Genomic DNA, 19,420 nt, shown 5'->3' on the forward strand with positions numbered 1-19,420 from the left:
GAGACCAATATCGAGTTTAACGATAAGACCACCCCTTTAGTTGACAGGGTATGGCTTGATTAGGTGACAATCTTCCTATGAATTTAGACGATTGGTTAAGCCATTGTGAGCGCTTGCACCCGCAAACCATTGATATGGGGCTTGAGCGTGTATCCAAGGTGGCAAGCGCTATGGATTTACGTTTTCATTTTCCGGTCATCACCGTCGCTGGCACCAACGGCAAAGGCTCTACCTGTGCCATGTTGGAATCTATTTACCGTCAATCCGGCTATAAAACTGGCATGTATACCTCGCCGCACCTGGTGTATTTTCAGGAGCGATGTCGGATTCAGGGCCAGCCGGTGGCGTCTGATGAGTTGGTGAAGCACTTTGAAAAAGTCGAACAAGCCAGGGGCGGTATCAGTCTGAGTTATTTCGAATTCACCAGTTTGGCATTGTTCAGCGCTCTCTCACATGCTGATTTGGATGTGGTCGTGCTGGAGGTGGGACTTGGCGGGCGGTTGGATGCAGTGAATGTGATCGATACCGATTGTGCAGTGATCACCAGTATTGACTTGGATCACACCGAGCTATTGGGTCCAGACCGTGAAAGCATTGGGTTTGAAAAAGCAGGCATTATTCGTGCAAATAAGCCTGTCGTCATCAGCGACCCTTCACCGCCCGAGTCTGTGTTGTCGCATGCAAGCACATTGAACGCGGATGTCTGGCGGGTGACGCAGGATGTGCAATTCTCAGGCGACGCACAGCAGTGGACTTGGAAGGCACGTGGCCGCACCTACAGCGGCTTGGCCTATCCTGCTTTGCGAGGTGCCAATCAATTGTTGAATGCTGCCGGTGTTTTGTCGGTGATGGAGGCTTTGCGACAACAACTCCCGGTGACTGCGCAAGCCATACGTGCAGGTTTGTCCAATGTGCAATGGCCTGGCCGATTTCAAATTTTGCCAGGGCAACCAGCTATTGTGTTGGACGTAGCGCACAACCCGCATGCAGCGTCTGCACTGGCGCACAATCTGGACGCCATGGGTTTTTACCCACGCACCCATGCGGTAGTGGGTGCAATGGCTGACAAAGATTTAACTGGTTTGTTAAAGCGCCTGCTTCCGTTGGTTGAATGCTGGTACTTTTGTGATCTGCCCACACCACGTGCCGCAACTGCCATTGAATTGAGGAACACTTGGCAGACGTTGTCACCATTAGCTTCTGCCACAGCCCATCTGTTTACAGGGCCACACCAAGCCTTGTCACAGGCGCTAGCGGCGGCTGACCCCGCTGATAGAATTATCGTTTTTGGTTCGTTCTTCACTGTTGGCGGCGTTTTGCAGCATGGCATTCATGGCCGTCTACCCGCTTATTTACCCACCTGAACCTGCTCATGGCCTTTTTCAAGTCCCGCACCCAAACCAACGCCTCTGCTGATGCTGTCAAGGATGATGCCCAAAGCATGGACAGTTTGCGCAAACAGGCCAGACACAGATTGATAGGTGCTACTGTGCTGGTGGTCATTGCGGTGGTGGGGTTCCCCATCGTTTTTGATACCAAGCCCCGGGATATGGCCTCGGACATTCGGATTGACATGCCTGAGCGAGATGCCGTGCGACCCACGCAACCCCCTCAAGCTCCCGTACCCGACAAAGCCGCCTTGTCTCAACCCCCGATTTCGGAGACTGTGTCAGGCACGGAGCAACTGGTCGAGCCAGACAGCAAAAAAGCTCCCAAGCTGGCTGCTGCCGCGGATGACAACCATGCAGTAGAAGGTAAATTGGTTGACAAATCAGTCAAATCTGAAACTCCCAAAACAACGACTCCAACGCCTGTTGAGACTGCAAGCACCACCAAACCTGTCAGTAAAGAAAAAGCTGCTGACCGTTTCATTGTTCAATTTGGCGCGTATTCAGACGAAAACAAGATCAAGGACGTCCGCGCCAAAATTGAAAAAGCGGGTGTCAAGACTTATACAAATGTGGCCCAGACCAGCGAAGGTAAACGAACCCGCGTGCGAGCTGGTCCATTCACCACGCTTGAAGAGGCTCAAAAAGCTGTCAATAAAACCAAATCACTGCAACTGAATGCAGTGATCTTGACACTTTGATGAATGAATACGGTTGATTGGGTTTTACTGGTTTTGCTGATGCTCTCTGGACTGCTGGGGGTTTGGCGAGGCGTCGTCAAGGAAGTGTTTTCTGTATTGGCTTGGATCGTCGGGTTTATTTTGTCTGGCAGATTCGCTGCAGACGCAAGCCAATGGTTACCGCTTTCATGGGCTCAAGGTTTGCGAGTGGCTTGTACATGGGTCCTTATTTTTTTATGTGTTTTGCTGGTGATGACTTTATTAGCTAACTTGATCAAACAACTGCTCTCCTTTGCCGGGCTTGGTTTGATTGACAGGTTATTGGGTGGTGTTTTTGGTCTGTTGCGTGCCGCTGTCATGTTATTGGCAATCACTTTGTTGGTGGGTTTGACACCCTTGAAGTTCAATCTGGAATGGATGGGTTCTCGTGTTGCACAAACTGTTCATTTGTTGCTTGTGTATCTCAAACCGGTGTTGCCGGTGCAATTGGAAAGGTTGGTGACTTGATGTGCGGCATTGTGGGTGTTGTCAGTCAGTCCCATGTGAACCAGTTGATCTACGACGCTTTGCTGTTGTTACAGCATCGTGGACAAGACGCGGCGGGAATCGTCACGCAATTGGATCAAAAGTTTTTCATGCAAAAAGCCAAGGGCATGGTGCGTGATGTGTTTCGCACGAGAAACATGCGTGCCTTGCCTGGCAATATCGGCTTGGGTCAGGTGCGTTACCCGACTGCTGGCAACGCGTACAGCGAAGAGGAGGCGCAGCCTTTTTATGTGAACGCGCCATTTGGTTTGGTGATGGTGCACAACGGCAATCTCACCAACGCACAAGTACTCAAAGCCGAACTTTTTTCAACCGATCATCGACACATCAACACAGAGAGCGACTCAGAAGTGTTGCTCAACGTACTGGCGCATGAGTTAGAAAAAACCACACGTGGCATCACTTTGGCCGCGACTGATGTGTTTGCAGCAGTCAGCGGTGTGCATCTGCGCATCAAGGGCTCTTATGCGGTTGTCGCGATGATTGCGGGTCATGGTTTGCTAGCGTTTCGCGATCCTTTCGGTATTCGACCTTTATGTTTAGGGCAAGGTACTGACGGCACCTGGATGGTGGGTAGTGAATCAGTGGCGCTGGAAGGCACGGGTCACGCCTTTGTCCGTGATGTGGCGCCAGGGGAAGCGGTGTTTATCGACATGCAAGGTCAGTTACATGCCCATCAATGTGCAGCTAAGCCACAACTCATGCCCTGCATATTCGAGTATGTTTACCTCGCCCGTCCCGACTCGACCATGGACGGTATTTCTGTGTACCAAGCCCGTTTGAACTTGGGTGAAACTTTGGCCAAGCGGGTGGTCTCCACCGTGCCACCTTCTGACATTGATGTGGTCATACCGATTCCAGAATCAAGCCGACCCAGCGCAATGCAGTTGGCCCATTTACTGGGTAAGCCTTACCGCGAGGGGTTTGTCAAAAATCGATATGTGGGCCGCACGTTCATCATGCCGGGGCAGGCAGTGCGTAAGCGCTCAGTGCGCCAGAAACTTAACGTCATCGTCAGCGAATTCAAGGATAGAAACGTGTTGTTGGTCGACGACTCCATTGTTCGCGGCACCACCAGTCGTGAAATTGTACAAATGGCGCGTGACGCTGGAGCCCGCAAGGTCTACCTTGCCAGCGCCGCGCCACCGGTACGTTTTCCGAATGTTTATGGGATTGACATGCCAACTTCAGAGGAGCTGGTGGCCTACGGCCGAAGTGTGGAGCAAGTGCGTGAACTGATTGGATGCGATGCGCTGATTTACCAAGACATTGCTCCTATGCTTGAAGCTGTTGCTCGTGCAGCTTTACCAGGCTCACCAGGTATTCAAGGTTTTGATGCTTCATGTTTTGACGGTATTTACATTACCGGAGATGTCAGCAGCGAGGATATTTCGCGCATGAGTCAGCAGCGTATCGGCTCAGAGGAAGACAATGCTGACCATTCCCGCTTGGCTTTGCCTAATGCCCATGTTTAATATGCACCATGACTGATCACACACAGCCCGATTCTTTACACCTTGAAACCTTGGCGGTTCGTTTGGCCGTTGAAAAAAGCCAATACGGTGAAAACTCCGAGGCTTTGTACCTGACGAGTGGTTATGTACAACCATCTGCGCAGGCATCTGCTGACCGTTTTTCAGGCGATGAGGACGGGTATACCTATGGACGAGCGGGTAATCCTACTGTCAGTAGTTTTGAGATGCGACTTGCCGCACTAGAGGGAACGCAAGCGGCCATTGCAACATCCAGCGGTATGTCTGCTATTACTTTGATGTTGTTCAGCCTGCTTAAATCCGGGGATCATGTGGTGTACTCACAATCTATGTTTGGTTCAACCATCAAGCTGATCGGAACTGAGTTTGCCCGTTTCGGTGTGGCATCAACCATGGTGTCCCAAACCGATTTGGCAGCTTGGAAGGCTGCTATTCAACCCAACACCAAACTGTTGTTTGCAGAAACGCCAACCAACCCCTTGACTGATGTGTGTGACATTGCAGCATTGGCTGACTTGGCTCACAACGCAGGTGCCTTATTGGCTGTCGACAATTGTTTTGCAACGCCTATTTTGCAACGCCCAGTAGAAATGGGAACAGATATTGTGATGCATTCAGGCACCAAGTACCTGGATGGGCAAGGCCGTGTGATGGCGGGTGCCTTGTGTGCCAGTCACACGTTGGTGAATGAACAATTTTTGCCAATGATGAAAAACAGTGGTATGGTCTTGGCACCTTTCAATGCTTGGGTGGTACTCAAAGGCTTGGAAACATTAGACATTCGCATGCGGGCGCAAAGCGCGCGCGCCCATGAACTTGCTGTTTGGTTAGAACAGCATCCCGAGGTGTCGCGTGTTTATTACCCCGGATTAAAAAGCCATGAACAACATGCTTTGGCATTGCAGCAGATGTCAGGCATGGGCGGCGCGGTGCTGTCATTCGATATCAAGGCAAAAGACCCCATACAAGCCCGAGCACGTGCGTTTCATGTGCTCGACAGTTTGCACACATTGTCGCTGTGTACCAATTTGGGCGATACCAAAACGTTATTAACGCATCCAGCCAGTACATCGCACGGCAAGTTAAGCGAAAACCAGAGACAAGCCGCTGGCATAGGCCAAGGATTGATTCGCGTCGCCGTAGGCTTGGAGCATATTGAAGACATGAAGACCGATTTACTTCGCGGTTTGCAGACTATTTAAGTTGATTGATGAAATGACCACACGCACACGATTTGCGCCTTCGCCTACTGGCTTTATTCATCTGGGTAATATTCGCTCCGCACTGTATCCATGGGCGTTTGCGCGCGCCACTGGAGGAAAATTTATTTTGCGTATTGAAGATACCGATGTCGAACGCTCTTCGCAAGCAGCTGTTGATGTGATTTTGCAAGGCATGGCGTGGTTGGGTCTCCATCACGATGAAGGCCCGTTTTATCAAATGCAGCGTATGGATCGTTACAAACAAGTGCTGGCGCAATTGCAAGATAAAGGCTTTGTATACCCTTGCTACATGAGCGTGGCCGAACTTGATGCCTTGCGTGACAAGCAAATGGCGGCGAAAGAAAAACCTCGATACGATGGTACCTGGCGTCCCGAGCAGGGCAAAACTTTGCCACCCGTACCCGTTGGTGTGCAACCCGTTTTACGCTTTAAAACACCGCTCAGCGGCACAGTGACTTGGGACGATAAGGTCAAAAGTCATATTTCCATCAGCAACACTGAGCTTGATGACTTGGTGATTGCGCGACCCGACGGCACACCCACTTACAACTTTTGCGTGGTGGTTGACGATATAGACATGGCTATCACCCATGTGATTCGCGGTGATGACCATATCAACAACACGCCCAGACAAATCCATATTTTTCAAGCGCTTGGCCATACGCCACCCGTCTATGCGCATTTACCGACCGTGTTGAATGAGCAGGGTGAAAAACTCAGCAAGCGCAACGGCGCCAAACCAGTGACGCAATTTCGCGATGAAGGCTTCTTGCCTGAGGCCATGGTGAATTACCTGGCGCGTCTGGGTTGGAGCCACGGCGACGATGAAATTTTCAGTCCTGAACAATTCGTGCAATGGTTTACTCTGGATCATTTGGGTAAGAGTGCGGCGCAGTTTGACGAAGCCAAATTGCGCTGGGTGAATGCCCAGCATTTGAAAGCCATGACCGGTGATGCTTTAGCCGTGCGGGTGCAACTTCACTTGCAGGCCATCGGAATCAGCCCAGACGAACGCCTCTCGGCCATGTGCGATGTGTTCAAAGACCGATGCGATACCACCGTCGCGCTGGCAGATTGGGTACAACGCTTTTATCAACCGGTACAAGCCAGTGCCGAAGACTTGGCGCTACATGTGACGGATGAGGTGCGTCCTGCTTTAAATGCGCTAGCTGAAGGCTTAAAGACAATTGACTGGGACAAAACTGCGATTGCCGGTGTGATCAAACAAGTATTGCAGTCACACGAATTAAAAATTCCCCAACTGGCCATGCCAGCCAGGGTTTTGCTGTTGGGTACGCCGCAGACTCCGTCCTTAGATGCGGTTATTTCTTTGTTCCGAAGAGAAGATGCGATTTCTCTCCTCAATGTATGAAAAAATTATCTGGTTATAATCTAAGACTCGATATTTGCCAGGGGGTATAGCTCAGCTGGGAGAGCGCTTGCATGGCATGCAAGAGGTCAGCGGTTCGATCCCGCTTACCTCCACCATAATATCGGGAAGTCCAGGATTTGACCCTATCGTCTAGAGGCCTAGGACATCACCCTTTCACGGTGAGTACCGGGGTTCGAATCCCCGTAGGGTCGCCAAGTTTGTAGCACTTGGTTTTGGCACAAGCCGAAACAAAGCTATCTACCAGGAGTGGTAGTTCAGTTGGTTAGAATACCGGCCTGTCACGCCGGGGGTCGCGGGTTCGAGTCCCGTCCACTCCGCCATTTTGAAAACGCGCTTGAAAGCGCGTTTTTTTTGTCCTGATCGCTTCACCGCCATCAGTTTTCCACCCTGCAAAGGGTCATGTCGAGGAACACCATGTACAAAAACCTCATCGCAGCGCTGTGTGCGCTTGCCATGTTTTCAACCCCCGCTTTCAGTCAGCAAAAAGCACCAATCACCGATCCTTTGAAGGTCGGCTTTGTCTATGTCACGCCGCGCTTGCCCGCGGGCTGGGTACATCAACATGAACTCGGGCGGCTATCGTTGGAAGAGGCCATGAAAAAGCGTGGCTTGCCCCTAAAAACCCAGTTTGTGGAAAACGTGCCAGAAGGCGCAGACGCAGAGCGGGTCATCAGAGACATGGCCCAACAAGGCTATGGCCTCATCATCACCCCCAGTTTTGGCTATATGGAGCCAACACTCAAAGTGGCGGCAGATTTTCCTCAAGTGAAATTCGAGTCAATCACTGGTTATAAAACGGCTGTAAACGTCTCTACTGCCAACGCGCGGTATTACGAAGGTCGGTTTCTCGCAGGCATAGCTGCAGGGCGCGTCAGCAAAACTGGCATTGCCGGGTATGTGGCGGCTTTTCCTATTCCTGAAGTGATTCAAGGCATCAATGCATTTACCTTAGGCATGCGATCAGTCAACCCCAATGCCATAGTGAAATTGATTTGGGTTGACACGTGGTTTGACCCTGCGCGTGAGCGTGAGGCTGCCATGACGTTGATGAACCAGAAAGTCGACGTGCTTTCTTTTCATACAGCTTCAGATGCGGTGATGGTGGCGGCGCAAGAGCGCGGAAAAATGGCCATTGCGTACCACTCTGACATGCGTCAAGTGGCACCGCAGGCGCAGTTGCTGGCTATCACTCATCACTGGGGAAACTATTACAGTCAGCGTGCCGCAGATGTTATTTTGGGAAGGTGGCAAAGCACCCAAACTTGGGGTGGTGTGCGTGATGGCATGATCAAGGTGGAAGGCTTTGGTCCACGCCTGCCCAAGCGGGTTCAAAATGAATTGGCCAGGTTGCAACGCGCCGTCGCTAAAGGCAGTCTGCAGCCTTTCACGGGTCCGGTTTTTGATAACCAGGACGGTGTCGTACTGGCACAGGGGCAGACCATGACCGATGAGCAAATATTGAAAATGCATTTTTTGGTGCGTGGTGTGGTGGGCTCTTTGCCCTGAGAGGCTGGCCATACTGCCCAACTACAATCCCGTATCTTTGCAAAAGGCAGTCTCATGAGCATCAAGAGCGACAAGTGGATACGCCGTATGGCCGAGCAGCACGGCATGATAGAACCGTTCGAACCAGGCCAGATTCGGCTGAATGCCGCAGGCGAAAAAATCGTCAGTTACGGCACCAGCAGTTATGGGTATGACATACGTTGCGCACCTGAATTTAAGGTGTTCACCAATATTTACAGCACTGTGGTCGACCCCAAAAACTTTGACGAAAAAAGTTTTGTGGATATGCATTCTGATGTTTGCATTATTCCGCCCAACAGCTTTGCGCTGGCGCGCACCTTGGAATATTTTCGTATCCCGCGCAATGTGCTCACCATTTGTTTGGGCAAAAGCACCTATGCACGTTGCGGCATCATTGTTAACGTCACGCCGTTCGAACCCGAATGGGAAGGCTATGTGACGCTGGAGTTCTCTAATACCACGCCTTTACCAGCCAAAATTTATGCCGGTGAAGGTTGTGCGCAGGTACTGTTTTTTGAAAGCGACGAGGTTTGCGAAACCAGCTATAAGGACCGTGGCGGCAAATACCAGGGCCAAGTTGGCGTCACTCTCCCCAAGGCTTGAAAAACCTTGTTTTAAGGCTTTTGAGCCCTGTATGCGCATGGTGCGACAATAGACACCAATTATGAATTCATTCTCGCAACTGCAGTTGGCACCCAATTTGGCGAAAGCTGTCGCCGAAATGGGATACGAATCTATGACGCCTATACAGGCGCAGGCTATTCCTGTGGTCTTATCCGGACAAGATGTGATGGGTGCAGCCCAGACAGGGACTGGTAAAACCGCTGCCTTTTCGCTGCCCCTATTGCAACGCATGCTCAAGCATGAAAACAGTTCAACATCTCCTGCAAGGCATCCCGTGCGTGCATTGGTCTTGTTGCCCACGCGTGAACTTGCTGACCAAGTAGCGCAACAGGTCAAGATGTACGCCAAATACACGCAACTGCGTTGCGCAGTGGTGTTCGGCGGTATGGACATGAAGCCACAAACCCTGGAGTTGAAAAAAGGGGTAGAGGTGCTGGTGGCCACGCCGGGTCGTTTGCTGGACCACATCGAAGCCAAAACCGCAGTGCTGAATCAAGTTGAATATGTGGTGTTGGATGAAGCCGACCGCATGCTCGATATCGGTTTTCTGCCCGACCTGCAACGCATACTGAGTTATTTACCTAAGCAACGCACTACCTTGTTGTTCTCGGCCACGTTCTCGCCTGAGATCAAACGCTTGGCCTCGAGTTATTTGCAAAATCCCGTCACCATCGAAGTTGCGCGGCCCAATCAAACGGCATCCACTGTCACACAATTGTTTTTCAGCGTGCCTGATGATGACAAACGCCGTGCCTTGAAACAAATTGTCAAACAACGCGGCATTTCTCAAGCCTTTGTGTTTGTCAACAGCAAACTAGGTTGTGCCAGACTGGCTCGCTCACTTGAACGTGAAGGATTGAAAACCACAGCTCTGCACGGAGACAAAAGTCAAGACGAACGTTTAAAAGCGCTAGAAGCGTTTAAAAAAGGCGAGGTCGATTTGCTGGTGTGTACCGATGTAGCGGCTCGAGGTTTAGACATCAAAGACGTGCCGGCGGTGTTTAACTTTGATATTCCTTACAACGCTGAAGACTACATTCACCGTATTGGCCGAACAGGGCGGGCAGGTGCTGAAGGGCTGGCGGTCAGTTTTGCGTCCCCCACAGATACGCGCTTGGTCACTGATATAGAAAAATTGACCAAGCAGAAAATTGAATTGCAAGCGTTTGAGTTCGAAGACGACCGACCCGCGGGGCGAATAAATACGGGGCGTCGTCATTGGAATGAAGATGATGCAGACAATGACAAACCAGTAACTCGCAGTCGCTTTGTTCCACCAGCCAAAGTGCATGATCCATTTTTTGACAAACCCTATGAAGCCAGTTCTGAGCCAGTCGTCTCATCCGCCTCAGTAGATCAGGTTTTGTCTAATGGACGCAGCATATCGCCCAATATCAAACCTAAGCGCAATATCGCAGCTTTATTCAAGACAACTGAATCTAGCTAAATGGTGTGTGCCGTTGTATCGCATTGCACTTTGATACGTTCTCTTGTGCCACTAGCGGTATCAATACGCATCGCACTTAAGCACCCGCCCCAAACACAACCGGTGTCTAATTCAATCATGTCATGCCGGTTCAAGGCACTGAGAGATGACCAATGACCAAATGCGATGGCGGTGTCTTTGGTTTGCCTTTGTGTAACCTCAAACCAAGGCAGGTATCCAGCAGGCGCAAATGCAGCATCGCGGTGGTGCGCGAATTCCATTTCCCCTTCGGGTGTACAAAATCGACAGCGTGTTAAGCCATTGACGATCACACGCAATCTGTCGTACCCACTCAAATTATCATCCCAACTGTTGGGTTGATTGCCATACAAATGCGTCATAAATGCCGACCAATTCGGGCCTTGCAATACGGATTCAACCTCCGCTGCCAAGGACAGTGTTTGTATCAAAGTCCATTGGGGCAAGACTGCAGCGTGCACCATCAAAACATTGGCTTCATACAGAGCCAGTGATTGAAAGCGAAGCCATTCAACCAATGCATCGCAATCCGGTGCGTTCAGTACATCCTCTACGGTGTCCCCTTTTTTGAGAGTGGATATTTTTAAGTACAAAGAAAGCAAATGGAAATCATGGTTCCCCAACAAGCATTTAACGCTGTTGCCCAAGTTGCGTAAGCGACGCAAAACGGCCAGATTGTCCGGCCCCCGGTTGACCAGGTCTCCAAGTAAATACAAAGTATCTCGACTCGGCGAGAATTGAATCTTGTCGAGTAATCGCCCAAGCGCTTGGTCACAACCCTGAACATCACCAATCAAGTACATTGCCATGGCATGATTGTCGTTCATTCAACATTCAACTTTGCGAAAGCCTAATCACCCATTTATGGATATCTTGCTGATTTTTTTGTTGACATTATTTAACGCCATTTTTGCGATGTCAGAAATGGCGCTGGCATCCAGTCGCAAAGCTGTATTGATGGCCATGGCAGAGGAAAAATTGACAGGCGCGCAGGCAGCCTTGGATTTACTAAGGCGGCCCACTGAATTTTTATCGACTATTCAAATCGGCATAACTACGCTGGGCGTATTGAATGGCATTATCGGAGAGGCCGCCTTCAGTGAGAGTGTGGCTGATTGGTTCATCGATGCCGGTGCCACGGATGTATTGGCAGGTGTATTGGCAACCATTTTGGTGGTGACATTGATCACACTCAATACCATTTTGTTTGGCGAATTGGTGCCCAAACGTATGGGTCAGATATACCCAGAGACTGCCGCTCGATTTACCGCACCATTGATGTTGGCACTGTCATGGATGGCCAGGCCATTAGTTAAAGCCTTGTCATTGAGCACAGCCACTGTTCTTCGATTGATGCGCATAGATTTGCAAAAGGTCAGGCAAGTGACTGAAGAGGAAATTACCGCCAGTTTGGTAGAGGGCGTAGACGCAGGTTTGATTGAGCAACACGAACACCAAATGGTGAAAAATGTTTTTCACCTGGATGAAAGAAGCCTTGTTTCTTTGATGGTACCTAGGACAGATATTGTTTGGATGCAAAGCGATTGGAATATTCAGCAAGCACTTCAACATATTGAACCGCACGCCGCACATTCTTGGTACCCGCTTTGCAGAAACGGCCTGGATGAAGTCATTGGAATGATCAGTATGGCTAATATGCTGCATCACTATGACAGCCAGTCTTCGCTGGAAGAATGGGCCGAACCTGCTGTTTTTGTCCCCGAAACATTGACAGGCTTGGACTTGCTTGATCAGTTCCGAAGCCCTCACCAGGTGGGTGAGATGAAACACCATGTGAGAAGTACCCGTATGGTTTTGGTGGTAGACGAGTATGGTGTCGTACAAGGTTTGCTGACACCACGTGATCTCTTGGAAGCCATCACGGGGGAGTTGGTGCAAACCACATCGCCGCAGGATGCGTGGGCGGTACAGCGCGAAGACGGCAGTTGGCTACTGGATGGATTGATGCCCGTTCAAGAGTTGAAATCAAGGCTTGAAATTGAAGAGTTACCTATGCAGGAAAAGGGTATATACAACACCTTGGCCGGTTTGATCATGCTACTCGTGGGCAATTTACCCAAAGAGGGCGAAGTTATTCATTCCATGGGTTGGAAATTTGAAGTGGTTGACATGGATGGACGCCGCATCGATAAAGTGCTGGCTATTCATGTAGGTGTGCCAGAGGATAAGTCTGACTTGACTGGCTGATAAATCAATCAGGATTTGGGCGTGAACTTCTTTTCTTCTAATTCATCCAAAATGTGATTGATGCCAGAAACACTTTTACGAAGTGCATCGATTCGACCGTGGAATTCTTCTTGCCTTTTTTCGTGTTCCAATTTTCTTTCGGCATTTGTGGGGATGTGATGCGCATGAACAGCAGTATGCTGCGTGCTTGCTTCTTGCCCAGGAGATGAAGCTTTTTCCAGAGAAGTTGTATCCGTTTGCTGGTTCACTGAAGAATCAATGATGTGGGCTGTCGGCTTGGGGCCATCTTTTAAATATCTGGTAGTGTCAGGCAATAATTCGATATGGTCATGTACATGCGCTTTGTCAGTGCTTGCCTCATGGCTCTCGAAAACATCATCAGCTATGCCTTGCTGATTATTTTGGTATGAAGGATTGTCAACACCTTGTGTGTTATCGGTGAACCCCTCATCCAGTGTCCCTTGGTGGTTGTCGGAGAGAGTTGAGTCAGCAAGCGCTTGTGTATTGTCATGGATGGACGCTTGATCAATGCTTGCCAAGTTATCAGTCAGTTTGTCTTTAGGCAAGCTTTGCAAGTTATCGTGAACATCAGCATCTGGAACAGATTGCTGATTTTGTGAATAACTTTCTCCATTGATTGCAGCAGAATGGTCATGTAGCGCAGAGGCTGCTTGTCCTGATACTTGATCTTTCAGCGAGCCGTTGTTGATGCTTGCAGTATTGTCACGGGTTTTGTCAGGGCTCACACCTTGTATCTTGGAGTCATGAAATGCGTCATCTAGCTGTTGTAGATTTGCTTTTTGATGATCTGCGTCGATCGCCTGTAAGTTGTTGTCTGTCAAAGATTCAGTTTCCACCGCAAACCGATCTTTGAGAGCATCAGTGGTAGGTTCGCCAGCCAAACGATCCTTCAATGTATCTTCTTTGAGCATCAGCCCATCATTGGCTGATAAATGGTCACTGTCAGGAATCAATGCTTTATTGACACCATCTTTATCCTCATGGACCTGTTGCAGATTTCTTATTTCATCACTTGGGTCTTCGCTGAATATATTTTGAGCTGCATCTTCTGCAGTTTCTTGAATCAATCCATCTTCACCATGACTGACTTCATGTTGAAAATCTGCTGACTGATTGACGTCGTTCAGGCGTTCGTTTTGTACGCCCGATTCTGACTCGTGATTGGCGTCAAAAAAGTTGTATGTTTTTTGCGTGGCATTTATTTCATCGTTCGCAACGATATCACTGCGCCGCGCCTTTGCACTGTTCGAACCTTCGGGCACTTCGACAGAAAACGGCTTGCTGCTTCTGATTATGGGTGGTGGGTTAGTTGCCATGGGCTCAGTTTAACCCTAGCAGTCTGGCTTTCTCTAAAACGAGAAGTTAGTAATTTAATTTACTTTTAAGCGGTTAACAGGGTTTTTGCAAGAATGACTGCTTCAGGCGCGTGGGTAGAAAATCCGTCTGCGCCAGTATTTTTCAATAAATCGCTGTCTAAAGTGACCGCGCGGCCTCCCAAGATCACTCGTGTATTGGGATTGAGTGCGGCAGATTTGATGGTCTTCACCAATGCAGGCAGGCCTGGTAGTTGTTCGGCCAAAGCCACTGACAGACCAATCACGTCAAACCACTCTCTGCGAAGTGTTTGTAGCAAATCTTGTTCGGTAGACGCTAGTTCCATGACCACATGCCAACCATCATTGCGAAAAAATTCACTGACAATGCTCAGACCTAATATATGCATGGAACCAGGTGCGCAAGCCAGCAGTATTCGTTTGATCTCGCCAGCTGCTTGGGGGGAGTTTTGATTCCTATAGCCCAGATTGCGCGTTACTTGGTGCATTCTCATCAAGCCTTCGGTCACCGCGGTGAAATCCATTTTGTCTTCCTCCCATTGCGTGCCTAACCATCTGGCCGCGGGAGTGATCAAGTCCATGAAGATACTTTCGATAGAAACCTCTTGGTCGAGAAAAGCAGTGACAAACTCAAGAGGCTTATCAGCATCATTGCCGATACAAGCCAGACAAAATGTTTCGATTTCATCTGAAGTAAATTCTTTTGAATGGGTTGTGGCTACCTGATCAAGAGCCAGAGTAGCTGGGTGTGCATCAATCAGACTGGGAATGATTTGCGCTTCAATGACAGAGAGAATGGACTTAAAGCAACTGGCTTCGGAGGAGATGTCCAGTGCGTCAGTAAATTGTTCTTGCTTTCGATGGTTGGCGCCATTTAAAAGCGCGGATAAAACAATCCCAGAAAAATGATTGAGTTTGGGAAAGGTTTGAATATTGATTAAATGTGAGATGCTTAAACCCATGAATCGCTCCTAATGTAGAAAAGCGTCTGACTGATTTATTTTTACAACCTGAATGTATTTTGACTGTAATTCAGTCGCTTTGCCAGCCTTGCAAGGGTAAATCCCCAGCAAATAGTTAAACAGAGCCGTGATTACTCAGGGTTTACCTTGTTTTTAGCGCCATGCACATTTTTTTGAACAGGAAAGTCCAGCCCTTGATCAGCGCGGTTTTTTCAAATCTACCGCAGAGATGAAATCTTTGCGTTTGACTTCGTCGCTTTTCATGGCTTGCTGAATCTGACGTACCAATAGCATTTTGGTGTCTTGTTGCATGCTTGCTGCACGAAGGCGTATGTAAATGGATTTGGCTTTGTTTTTGTCATAGTCTGCTTCAAGCAGCGCTTGAGCCCATAACCCGTCGCGTATCACACCATCCTGCATTTCCCGCAATACCATCGCGTTGATGAGTTCACTGGTTTGGTTAGCCATAGTTACTTTCTGTGAAAATTAATGTGTGGTTTTAATTATCAAGCATTCATCGAGAAAGTCAGGCTTTCGCAACGATATTATTCATAGCCAGGGGCGAATGTGCCCTTTTTATTTGATGGATTTCAGGCATATTTTTTGAGTTTCAGTGGAAAAAATCTTGTAGCAAAAACTTTTTTGATTTTTAAGTTGAGCCATGCAGAGGTTCTTTAAATCTTGTTCACCGATCGTATAACAAAAAGATTTTTGATTGGTTTCTGTCGCGTAGCAATAATTTTTTTTATCGTTGTCTTGAATGGACTTGCACCCGCTTTCCTCGGCTTGAACGTTAAAAGTCAAAATAATGGCAATATAAAAAAGAATTTTCATCACGTCTACCTTTGATGATGGATGACAAAAAACACATTAACTTCTGCTTTGATGCATGGATGTGACCCGCTCCACCTCATTTTTGGAGCCGAGAAATACGCTGACTCGTTGGTGCAATTGCGTGGGGTGAATATCGAGAATACGTTCAACACCATTGGTAGCCATGCCACCCGCTTGCTCGATCAACCAGCTCATAGGATTTGCTTCATACATCAATCTCAACTTGCCAGGTTTGTCCGGTTCGCGCTTGTCCCAAGGGTACATGAATACACCCCCGCGCGTCAGTATGCGGTGAACATCGGCAACCATGCTGGCGACCCAGCGCATATTGAAATCTTTACCTCGTGGTCCTGCACTACCTGATAAGCATTCGGCAATATAGTCTGTGACTGGTTGATCCCAATGTCGCATATTGCTCATATTGATTGAAAATTCACGCGTATCCGCCGGAATATTCACGCTTTCTTGCGTCAATACAAAAGACCCTTGTTCCCTGTCTAGGGTAAACATGACAACGCCGTCGCCAACAGTCAAGACCAAACTGGTTTGCGGGCCATACACACAGTATCCAGCTGCCACTTGTGCATGCCCTGGTTGTAAGAAATCAGCTTCGCTGACATTGTCGCTGTGTTCGGGTTTTTTCAAAACGCTGAAAATAGTTCCAATACTGACATTCACATCGATGTTGCTTGAGCCATCCAAGGGGTCAAACAACAACAAGTATTCACCTTGGGGATAACGGTTGGGCACCACATAAATACTGTCCATTTCCTCAGAAGCCATGGCCGCAAGATGCCCACCCCATTCATTGGCTTCAATCAGTACTTCATTGGCGATGATGTCGAGTTTTTTTTGTACTTCACCCTGCACATTTTCAGATTGAGCAGAACCAAGCACGCCGCCTAAGGCCCCTTTGTTGACTGAATGACTGATGCTTTTACAAGCGCGAGCCACTACTTCAAGCAGTAATCGAAGCTCGGGTGGTATGTGGTTTTTGGCACGTTGTTGTTCAACCAGATAACGGGACAATGAAGTAGCCATGTTTTATTCCTGGGTAGCAGAATCAATCACTTCGCGCACATCTGCGCTTAAATCATCTTTGGCTGCCACACGTCGGATAGCTTCATGAGCAGCGCTGCGATAGGGTTCAACCAACTTGCGCCAGCGATCCAGTGCTCTGGCAAGGCGCGCAGCCACTTGCGGATTAAAGCTGTCTAGTTCCAGCACACGCTCGCTCCAGAACACATAGCCGGATGCGTCTTTGCGGTGAAATGCAGCTGGATTACTGCAATAGCTGGAAATCAGACTACGGGCTCGATTGGGATTGCGGATTTGAAAATCAGGATCTTGCATCAATTGACGAACACGTGCGAGCACATGACCGTTGTGATCACAAGCTGAAGCCTGACACGCAAACCACTTGTCCATGACCAAGTCTTCGTTTTTGAACTGTTGGCGAAATAACGACAGCGCATCTTCAGACAACGCATGATTGATACCAATCAGGGCTAGCAGCGCATGCATTCGCTCTGTCATGTTGTGCGCTTGCTTGAAAGTAAGCAATGCTTGTTGCGCCCATTGCTCTTGCCGCAACACATGTCCTGCCAGGCAGAGGTAATTCAATGCCAACCCGCTTAAGCTTCGGCAACCGCTAGAAACTGCATCAGCTGAGTATGCGCCCTTTACTTGGTAATGCACGAAAGCCCAATGCCAATCATCCACCAATTCAATGGCAATTTGCTGACGCACGGCTTCGCGCACTTGATGAATTTTTTGCGGGTCAACGCTGTCAGATTGTTCGGCAATATATGTTTCACTTGGTGGCGTTAAGACCAATTCTTTGAAGGCGGCATCGAGTTGAGGATGACGCAGAATATGGCGAAGTCCTTCGATCAATTCCGGCGACAGCAGTTGGTCTGACAGATGTTCTGTGTTTATTGCCTGCAAAGCCGCTGACATAAACAACCTTTGGGCTGATTCCCAGCGGTTGAATGGATCAGTGTCGTGCCCTAAAAGGACCAGCAATTGTGCTTCGCTGTATTCGTAATGAAGTTGCACAGGGGCACTGAAGCCTCGCAACAGTGAGGGTATGACAGGTTCTTTGATGCCTTCAATCACCAATGTTTGCTGGGCTTGGTTCAAGACGATTAACTGATCTTCTAGAACAACTTGACCAGCGTTGTTCAATAATCCCAATCGAATGGGTATGAGAAAGGGCTCTTTTAAAATTTGTCCAGGTGTGGTGGGGCATGACTGTTGAAAATGCAGCGAAAGGCGGTCATGGGCGGTGTCGTGCTCCAGATGAACCACTACCTGCGGTGTCCCTGCTTGGGAGTACCAACGCTTGAATACTTGAAGTTGTTTATGTAATTCTGTGGTCGGGTTGGCATCGGCAATTGCTTGAACAAAATCGTCGCAAGTCACAGCCTGCCCATCATGTCTTTGAAAATACAACTTCATGCCCATGGCAAAGCCAGCACGACCGACCAAGGTTTGCATCATCCGAACAACTTCTGCGCCCTTTTCATAAATGGTGACGGTATAGAAATTGTTGATTTCCATGTAACTGTCGGGCCTGACAGGGTGCGCCATGGGACCAGCATCTTCTGCGAATTGCATGGTGCGTAACAACCGCACGTCTTCTATGCGTTTGACAGCCCGGGCAGATTCAGATCCAGACAAGTCCTGGCTGAACTCTTGGTCACGAAACACAGTCAAACCTTCTTTGAGGGAAAGTTGAAACCAGTCTCTACAAGTGATGCGGTTTCCAGTCCAGTTGTGAAAATACTCATGACCCACAACGCTTTCAATGTTCGCGTAATCCAGATCGGTGGCGGTGGAGGGGCTGGCCAAAACAAACTTGGTATTGAATATATTCAATCCTTTGTTTTCCATTGCGCCCATGTTGAAGTCAGAGGTCGCGACCACCATGAAGCGCTCCAAATCCAGACTCAGGCCAAAACGCGCCTCGTCCCATGCAATGCTGGCCATCAGTGAATGCATGGCGTGATCTGTTTTATCCAAATCCCCAGAGCGCACATAAATTTGCAATAAATGCTCTTTGCCATGACGCGTTGTGATGCGTTGTTCGCGACACACTAACTTGCCAGCCACCAAGGCAAATAAGTAGGAGGGCTTACGGTGCGGGTCTACCCATTTTGCAAAATGACGCCCATCCTCCATATCGCCGTGTTCAACCAAATTGCCATTGGACAAAAGTACCGGGTAATCGGTTTTGCTGGCTCTGAGAGTGACGCTATACAAAGACATCACATCAGGTCTGTCCAAAAAATAACTGATGCGTCTGAAACCCTGTGCTTCACATTGCGTGAAGAAAGAGCCTTGACTGACATACAAACCACTTAACTGCGTATTTTTCGAGGGATGACAAGTAGTGAAAATTTCCAGCTTGAATACTTCGGTGTCTTGGGGCAGATTTTCTAAAACCAGTTGATCACCTTCCATCTTGAATGAAGTGCCCTGGCCGTTGACCAATACGCGGGAGAGATTTAACTCTTCTCCATCAAGCTTTAAGGCTTGCAATGCCACATCCGGATTGCGACGTATGTGCATGGTGTTGAGCACACGCGTTTTGAGAGGGTCAAGGTCAAACACCAAATCGACACTGTCGATCCAAAAGCCGGGTGGTTGGTAGTCTTGACGCCGAGTGATCACAGCCTGGCCTTCACGAAACATGGGAAATCTCCGTTGTCATATTCAAA

Annotated in this window: 16 protein-coding genes and 3 tRNA genes; 13 read left to right on the forward strand and 6 right to left on the reverse strand. The window is 48.9% G+C overall.

The features are described 5' to 3' along the window. Positions 1-77: 77 nt before the first annotated feature. The 12 genes from folC to AC9UG7_RS02255 all read left to right on the forward strand — a co-directional run bounded on the left by folC (position 78) and on the right by AC9UG7_RS02255 (position 10,321). A complete protein-coding gene (folC, locus tag AC9UG7_RS02200; protein WP_509583645.1) occupies positions 78-1,364 on the forward strand; it encodes a bifunctional tetrahydrofolate synthase/dihydrofolate synthase in 1,287 nt (428 codons plus the stop codon). An 8-nt stretch (positions 1,365-1,372) separates the two neighbouring features. Further along, complete coding sequence (locus tag AC9UG7_RS02205) at positions 1,373-2,089, forward strand: SPOR domain-containing protein (protein ID WP_509583647.1); 717 nt, start codon at positions 1,373-1,375, stop codon at positions 2,087-2,089. Between the two features lie 3 nt (positions 2,090-2,092). Then, on the forward strand, positions 2,093-2,575 hold the full coding sequence (locus AC9UG7_RS02210) for a CvpA family protein (protein ID WP_509583648.1): 483 nt from the start codon (positions 2,093-2,095) through the stop codon (positions 2,573-2,575). Continuing rightward, positions 2,575-4,089 (forward strand): amidophosphoribosyltransferase, encoded by a 1,515-nt coding sequence (gene purF, locus AC9UG7_RS02215; protein WP_509583740.1) that lies wholly within the window; start codon positions 2,575-2,577, stop codon positions 4,087-4,089. The genes AC9UG7_RS02210 and purF overlap by 1 nt, the downstream gene beginning before the upstream one ends. An 8-nt stretch (positions 4,090-4,097) precedes the next feature. Further along, positions 4,098-5,309 (forward strand): O-succinylhomoserine sulfhydrylase, encoded by a 1,212-nt coding sequence (locus tag AC9UG7_RS02220; protein ID WP_509583650.1) that lies wholly within the window; start codon positions 4,098-4,100, stop codon positions 5,307-5,309. A gap of 13 nt (positions 5,310-5,322) precedes the next feature. Beyond that, positions 5,323-6,702 carry a glutamate--tRNA ligase gene (gene gltX, locus AC9UG7_RS02225; RefSeq protein WP_509583652.1) on the forward strand — a complete coding sequence of 460 codons (1,380 nt, stop codon included), beginning with the start codon at positions 5,323-5,325 and terminating at the stop codon, positions 6,700-6,702. Positions 6,703-6,742: 40 nt separating this feature from the next. Beyond that, positions 6,743-6,818: transfer RNA gene (locus AC9UG7_RS02230), tRNA-Ala, on the forward strand. Between the two features lie 23 nt (positions 6,819-6,841). Then, a tRNA-Glu gene (locus AC9UG7_RS02235) sits at positions 6,842-6,917 on the forward strand. 49 nt (positions 6,918-6,966) lie between these two features. Continuing rightward, positions 6,967-7,043 (forward strand) — tRNA-Asp (locus AC9UG7_RS02240). 94 nt (positions 7,044-7,137) lie between these two features. Next, positions 7,138-8,229: a BMP family ABC transporter substrate-binding protein gene (locus tag AC9UG7_RS02245; protein WP_509583654.1), complete on the forward strand. Its 1,092-nt coding sequence runs from the start codon at positions 7,138-7,140 to the stop codon at positions 8,227-8,229. 54 nt (positions 8,230-8,283) lie between these two features. After that, on the forward strand, positions 8,284-8,853 hold the full coding sequence (gene dcd, locus AC9UG7_RS02250) for a dCTP deaminase (RefSeq protein WP_509583656.1): 570 nt from the start codon (positions 8,284-8,286) through the stop codon (positions 8,851-8,853). 61 nt (positions 8,854-8,914) lie between these two features. Next, positions 8,915-10,321: a DEAD/DEAH box helicase gene (locus AC9UG7_RS02255; protein ID WP_509583657.1), complete on the forward strand. Its 1,407-nt coding sequence runs from the start codon at positions 8,915-8,917 to the stop codon at positions 10,319-10,321. Here AC9UG7_RS02255 and AC9UG7_RS02260 read toward each other — a convergent pair. Beyond that, on the reverse strand, positions 10,318-11,166 hold the full coding sequence (locus AC9UG7_RS02260; protein WP_509583659.1) for a symmetrical bis(5'-nucleosyl)-tetraphosphatase: 849 nt from the start codon (positions 11,164-11,166) through the stop codon (positions 10,318-10,320). The genes AC9UG7_RS02255 and AC9UG7_RS02260 overlap by 4 nt on opposite strands. A 37-nt stretch (positions 11,167-11,203) precedes the next feature. Here AC9UG7_RS02260 and AC9UG7_RS02265 point away from each other — a divergent pair, with 37 nt between their 5' ends. Then, positions 11,204-12,547: a hemolysin family protein gene (locus tag AC9UG7_RS02265; protein ID WP_509583661.1), complete on the forward strand. Its 1,344-nt coding sequence runs from the start codon at positions 11,204-11,206 to the stop codon at positions 12,545-12,547. Positions 12,548-12,555: 8 nt separating this feature from the next. Here the strand turns inward: AC9UG7_RS02265 and AC9UG7_RS02270 are convergent, their stop codons facing one another. From AC9UG7_RS02270 to pepN, 5 genes are all read right to left on the reverse strand, one after another. Beyond that, positions 12,556-13,884 carry a hypothetical protein gene (locus AC9UG7_RS02270; protein ID WP_509583663.1) on the reverse strand — a complete coding sequence of 443 codons (1,329 nt, stop codon included), beginning with the start codon at positions 13,882-13,884 and terminating at the stop codon, positions 12,556-12,558. Between the two features lie 65 nt (positions 13,885-13,949). Beyond that, positions 13,950-14,864, reverse strand: coding sequence for a cobalamin B12-binding domain-containing protein (locus AC9UG7_RS02275; protein WP_509583664.1), 915 nt, complete (start codon positions 14,862-14,864; stop codon positions 13,950-13,952). A gap of 198 nt (positions 14,865-15,062) precedes the next feature. Next, on the reverse strand, positions 15,063-15,332 hold the full coding sequence (locus AC9UG7_RS02280) for a hypothetical protein (protein WP_509583666.1): 270 nt from the start codon (positions 15,330-15,332) through the stop codon (positions 15,063-15,065). Between the two features lie 402 nt (positions 15,333-15,734). Further along, positions 15,735-16,739: a class 1 fructose-bisphosphatase gene (locus AC9UG7_RS02285; protein WP_509583668.1), complete on the reverse strand. Its 1,005-nt coding sequence runs from the start codon at positions 16,737-16,739 to the stop codon at positions 15,735-15,737. A 3-nt stretch (positions 16,740-16,742) separates the two neighbouring features. After that, positions 16,743-19,394 carry an aminopeptidase N gene (pepN, locus tag AC9UG7_RS02290; protein WP_509583670.1) on the reverse strand — a complete coding sequence of 884 codons (2,652 nt, stop codon included), beginning with the start codon at positions 19,392-19,394 and terminating at the stop codon, positions 16,743-16,745. Between the last annotated feature and the right edge of the window lie 26 nt (positions 19,395-19,420).

The sequence above is a fragment of the Limnohabitans sp. genome, from assembly GCF_046052765.1.
In the GTDB taxonomy this organism is placed as follows: domain Bacteria; phylum Pseudomonadota; class Gammaproteobacteria; order Burkholderiales; family Burkholderiaceae_C; genus Limnohabitans.

Coding starts and splice junctions, on each gene's coding strand:
- folC (WP_509583645.1), top strand. CDS start 78: ATGAATTTAGACGATTGGTTAAGCCATTGTGAGCGCTTGCACCCGCAA.
- AC9UG7_RS02205 (WP_509583647.1), top strand. CDS start 1,373: ATGGCCTTTTTCAAGTCCCGCACCCAAACCAACGCCTCTGCTGATGCT.
- AC9UG7_RS02210 (WP_509583648.1), top strand. CDS start 2,093: ATGAATACGGTTGATTGGGTTTTACTGGTTTTGCTGATGCTCTCTGGA.
- purF (WP_509583740.1), top strand. CDS start 2,575: ATGTGCGGCATTGTGGGTGTTGTCAGTCAGTCCCATGTGAACCAGTTG.
- AC9UG7_RS02220 (WP_509583650.1), top strand. CDS start 4,098: ATGACTGATCACACACAGCCCGATTCTTTACACCTTGAAACCTTGGCG.
- gltX (WP_509583652.1), top strand. CDS start 5,323: ATGACCACACGCACACGATTTGCGCCTTCGCCTACTGGCTTTATTCAT.
- AC9UG7_RS02245 (WP_509583654.1), top strand. CDS start 7,138: ATGTACAAAAACCTCATCGCAGCGCTGTGTGCGCTTGCCATGTTTTCA.
- dcd (WP_509583656.1), top strand. CDS start 8,284: ATGAGCATCAAGAGCGACAAGTGGATACGCCGTATGGCCGAGCAGCAC.
- AC9UG7_RS02255 (WP_509583657.1), top strand. CDS start 8,915: ATGAATTCATTCTCGCAACTGCAGTTGGCACCCAATTTGGCGAAAGCT.
- AC9UG7_RS02260 (WP_509583659.1), bottom strand. CDS start 11,166: ATGAACGACAATCATGCCATGGCAATGTACTTGATTGGTGATGTTCAG.
- AC9UG7_RS02265 (WP_509583661.1), top strand. CDS start 11,204: ATGGATATCTTGCTGATTTTTTTGTTGACATTATTTAACGCCATTTTT.
- AC9UG7_RS02270 (WP_509583663.1), bottom strand. CDS start 13,884: ATGGCAACTAACCCACCACCCATAATCAGAAGCAGCAAGCCGTTTTCT.
- AC9UG7_RS02275 (WP_509583664.1), bottom strand. CDS start 14,864: ATGGGTTTAAGCATCTCACATTTAATCAATATTCAAACCTTTCCCAAA.
- AC9UG7_RS02280 (WP_509583666.1), bottom strand. CDS start 15,332: ATGGCTAACCAAACCAGTGAACTCATCAACGCGATGGTATTGCGGGAA.
- AC9UG7_RS02285 (WP_509583668.1), bottom strand. CDS start 16,739: ATGGCTACTTCATTGTCCCGTTATCTGGTTGAACAACAACGTGCCAAA.
- pepN (WP_509583670.1), bottom strand. CDS start 19,394: ATGTTTCGTGAAGGCCAGGCTGTGATCACTCGGCGTCAAGACTACCAA.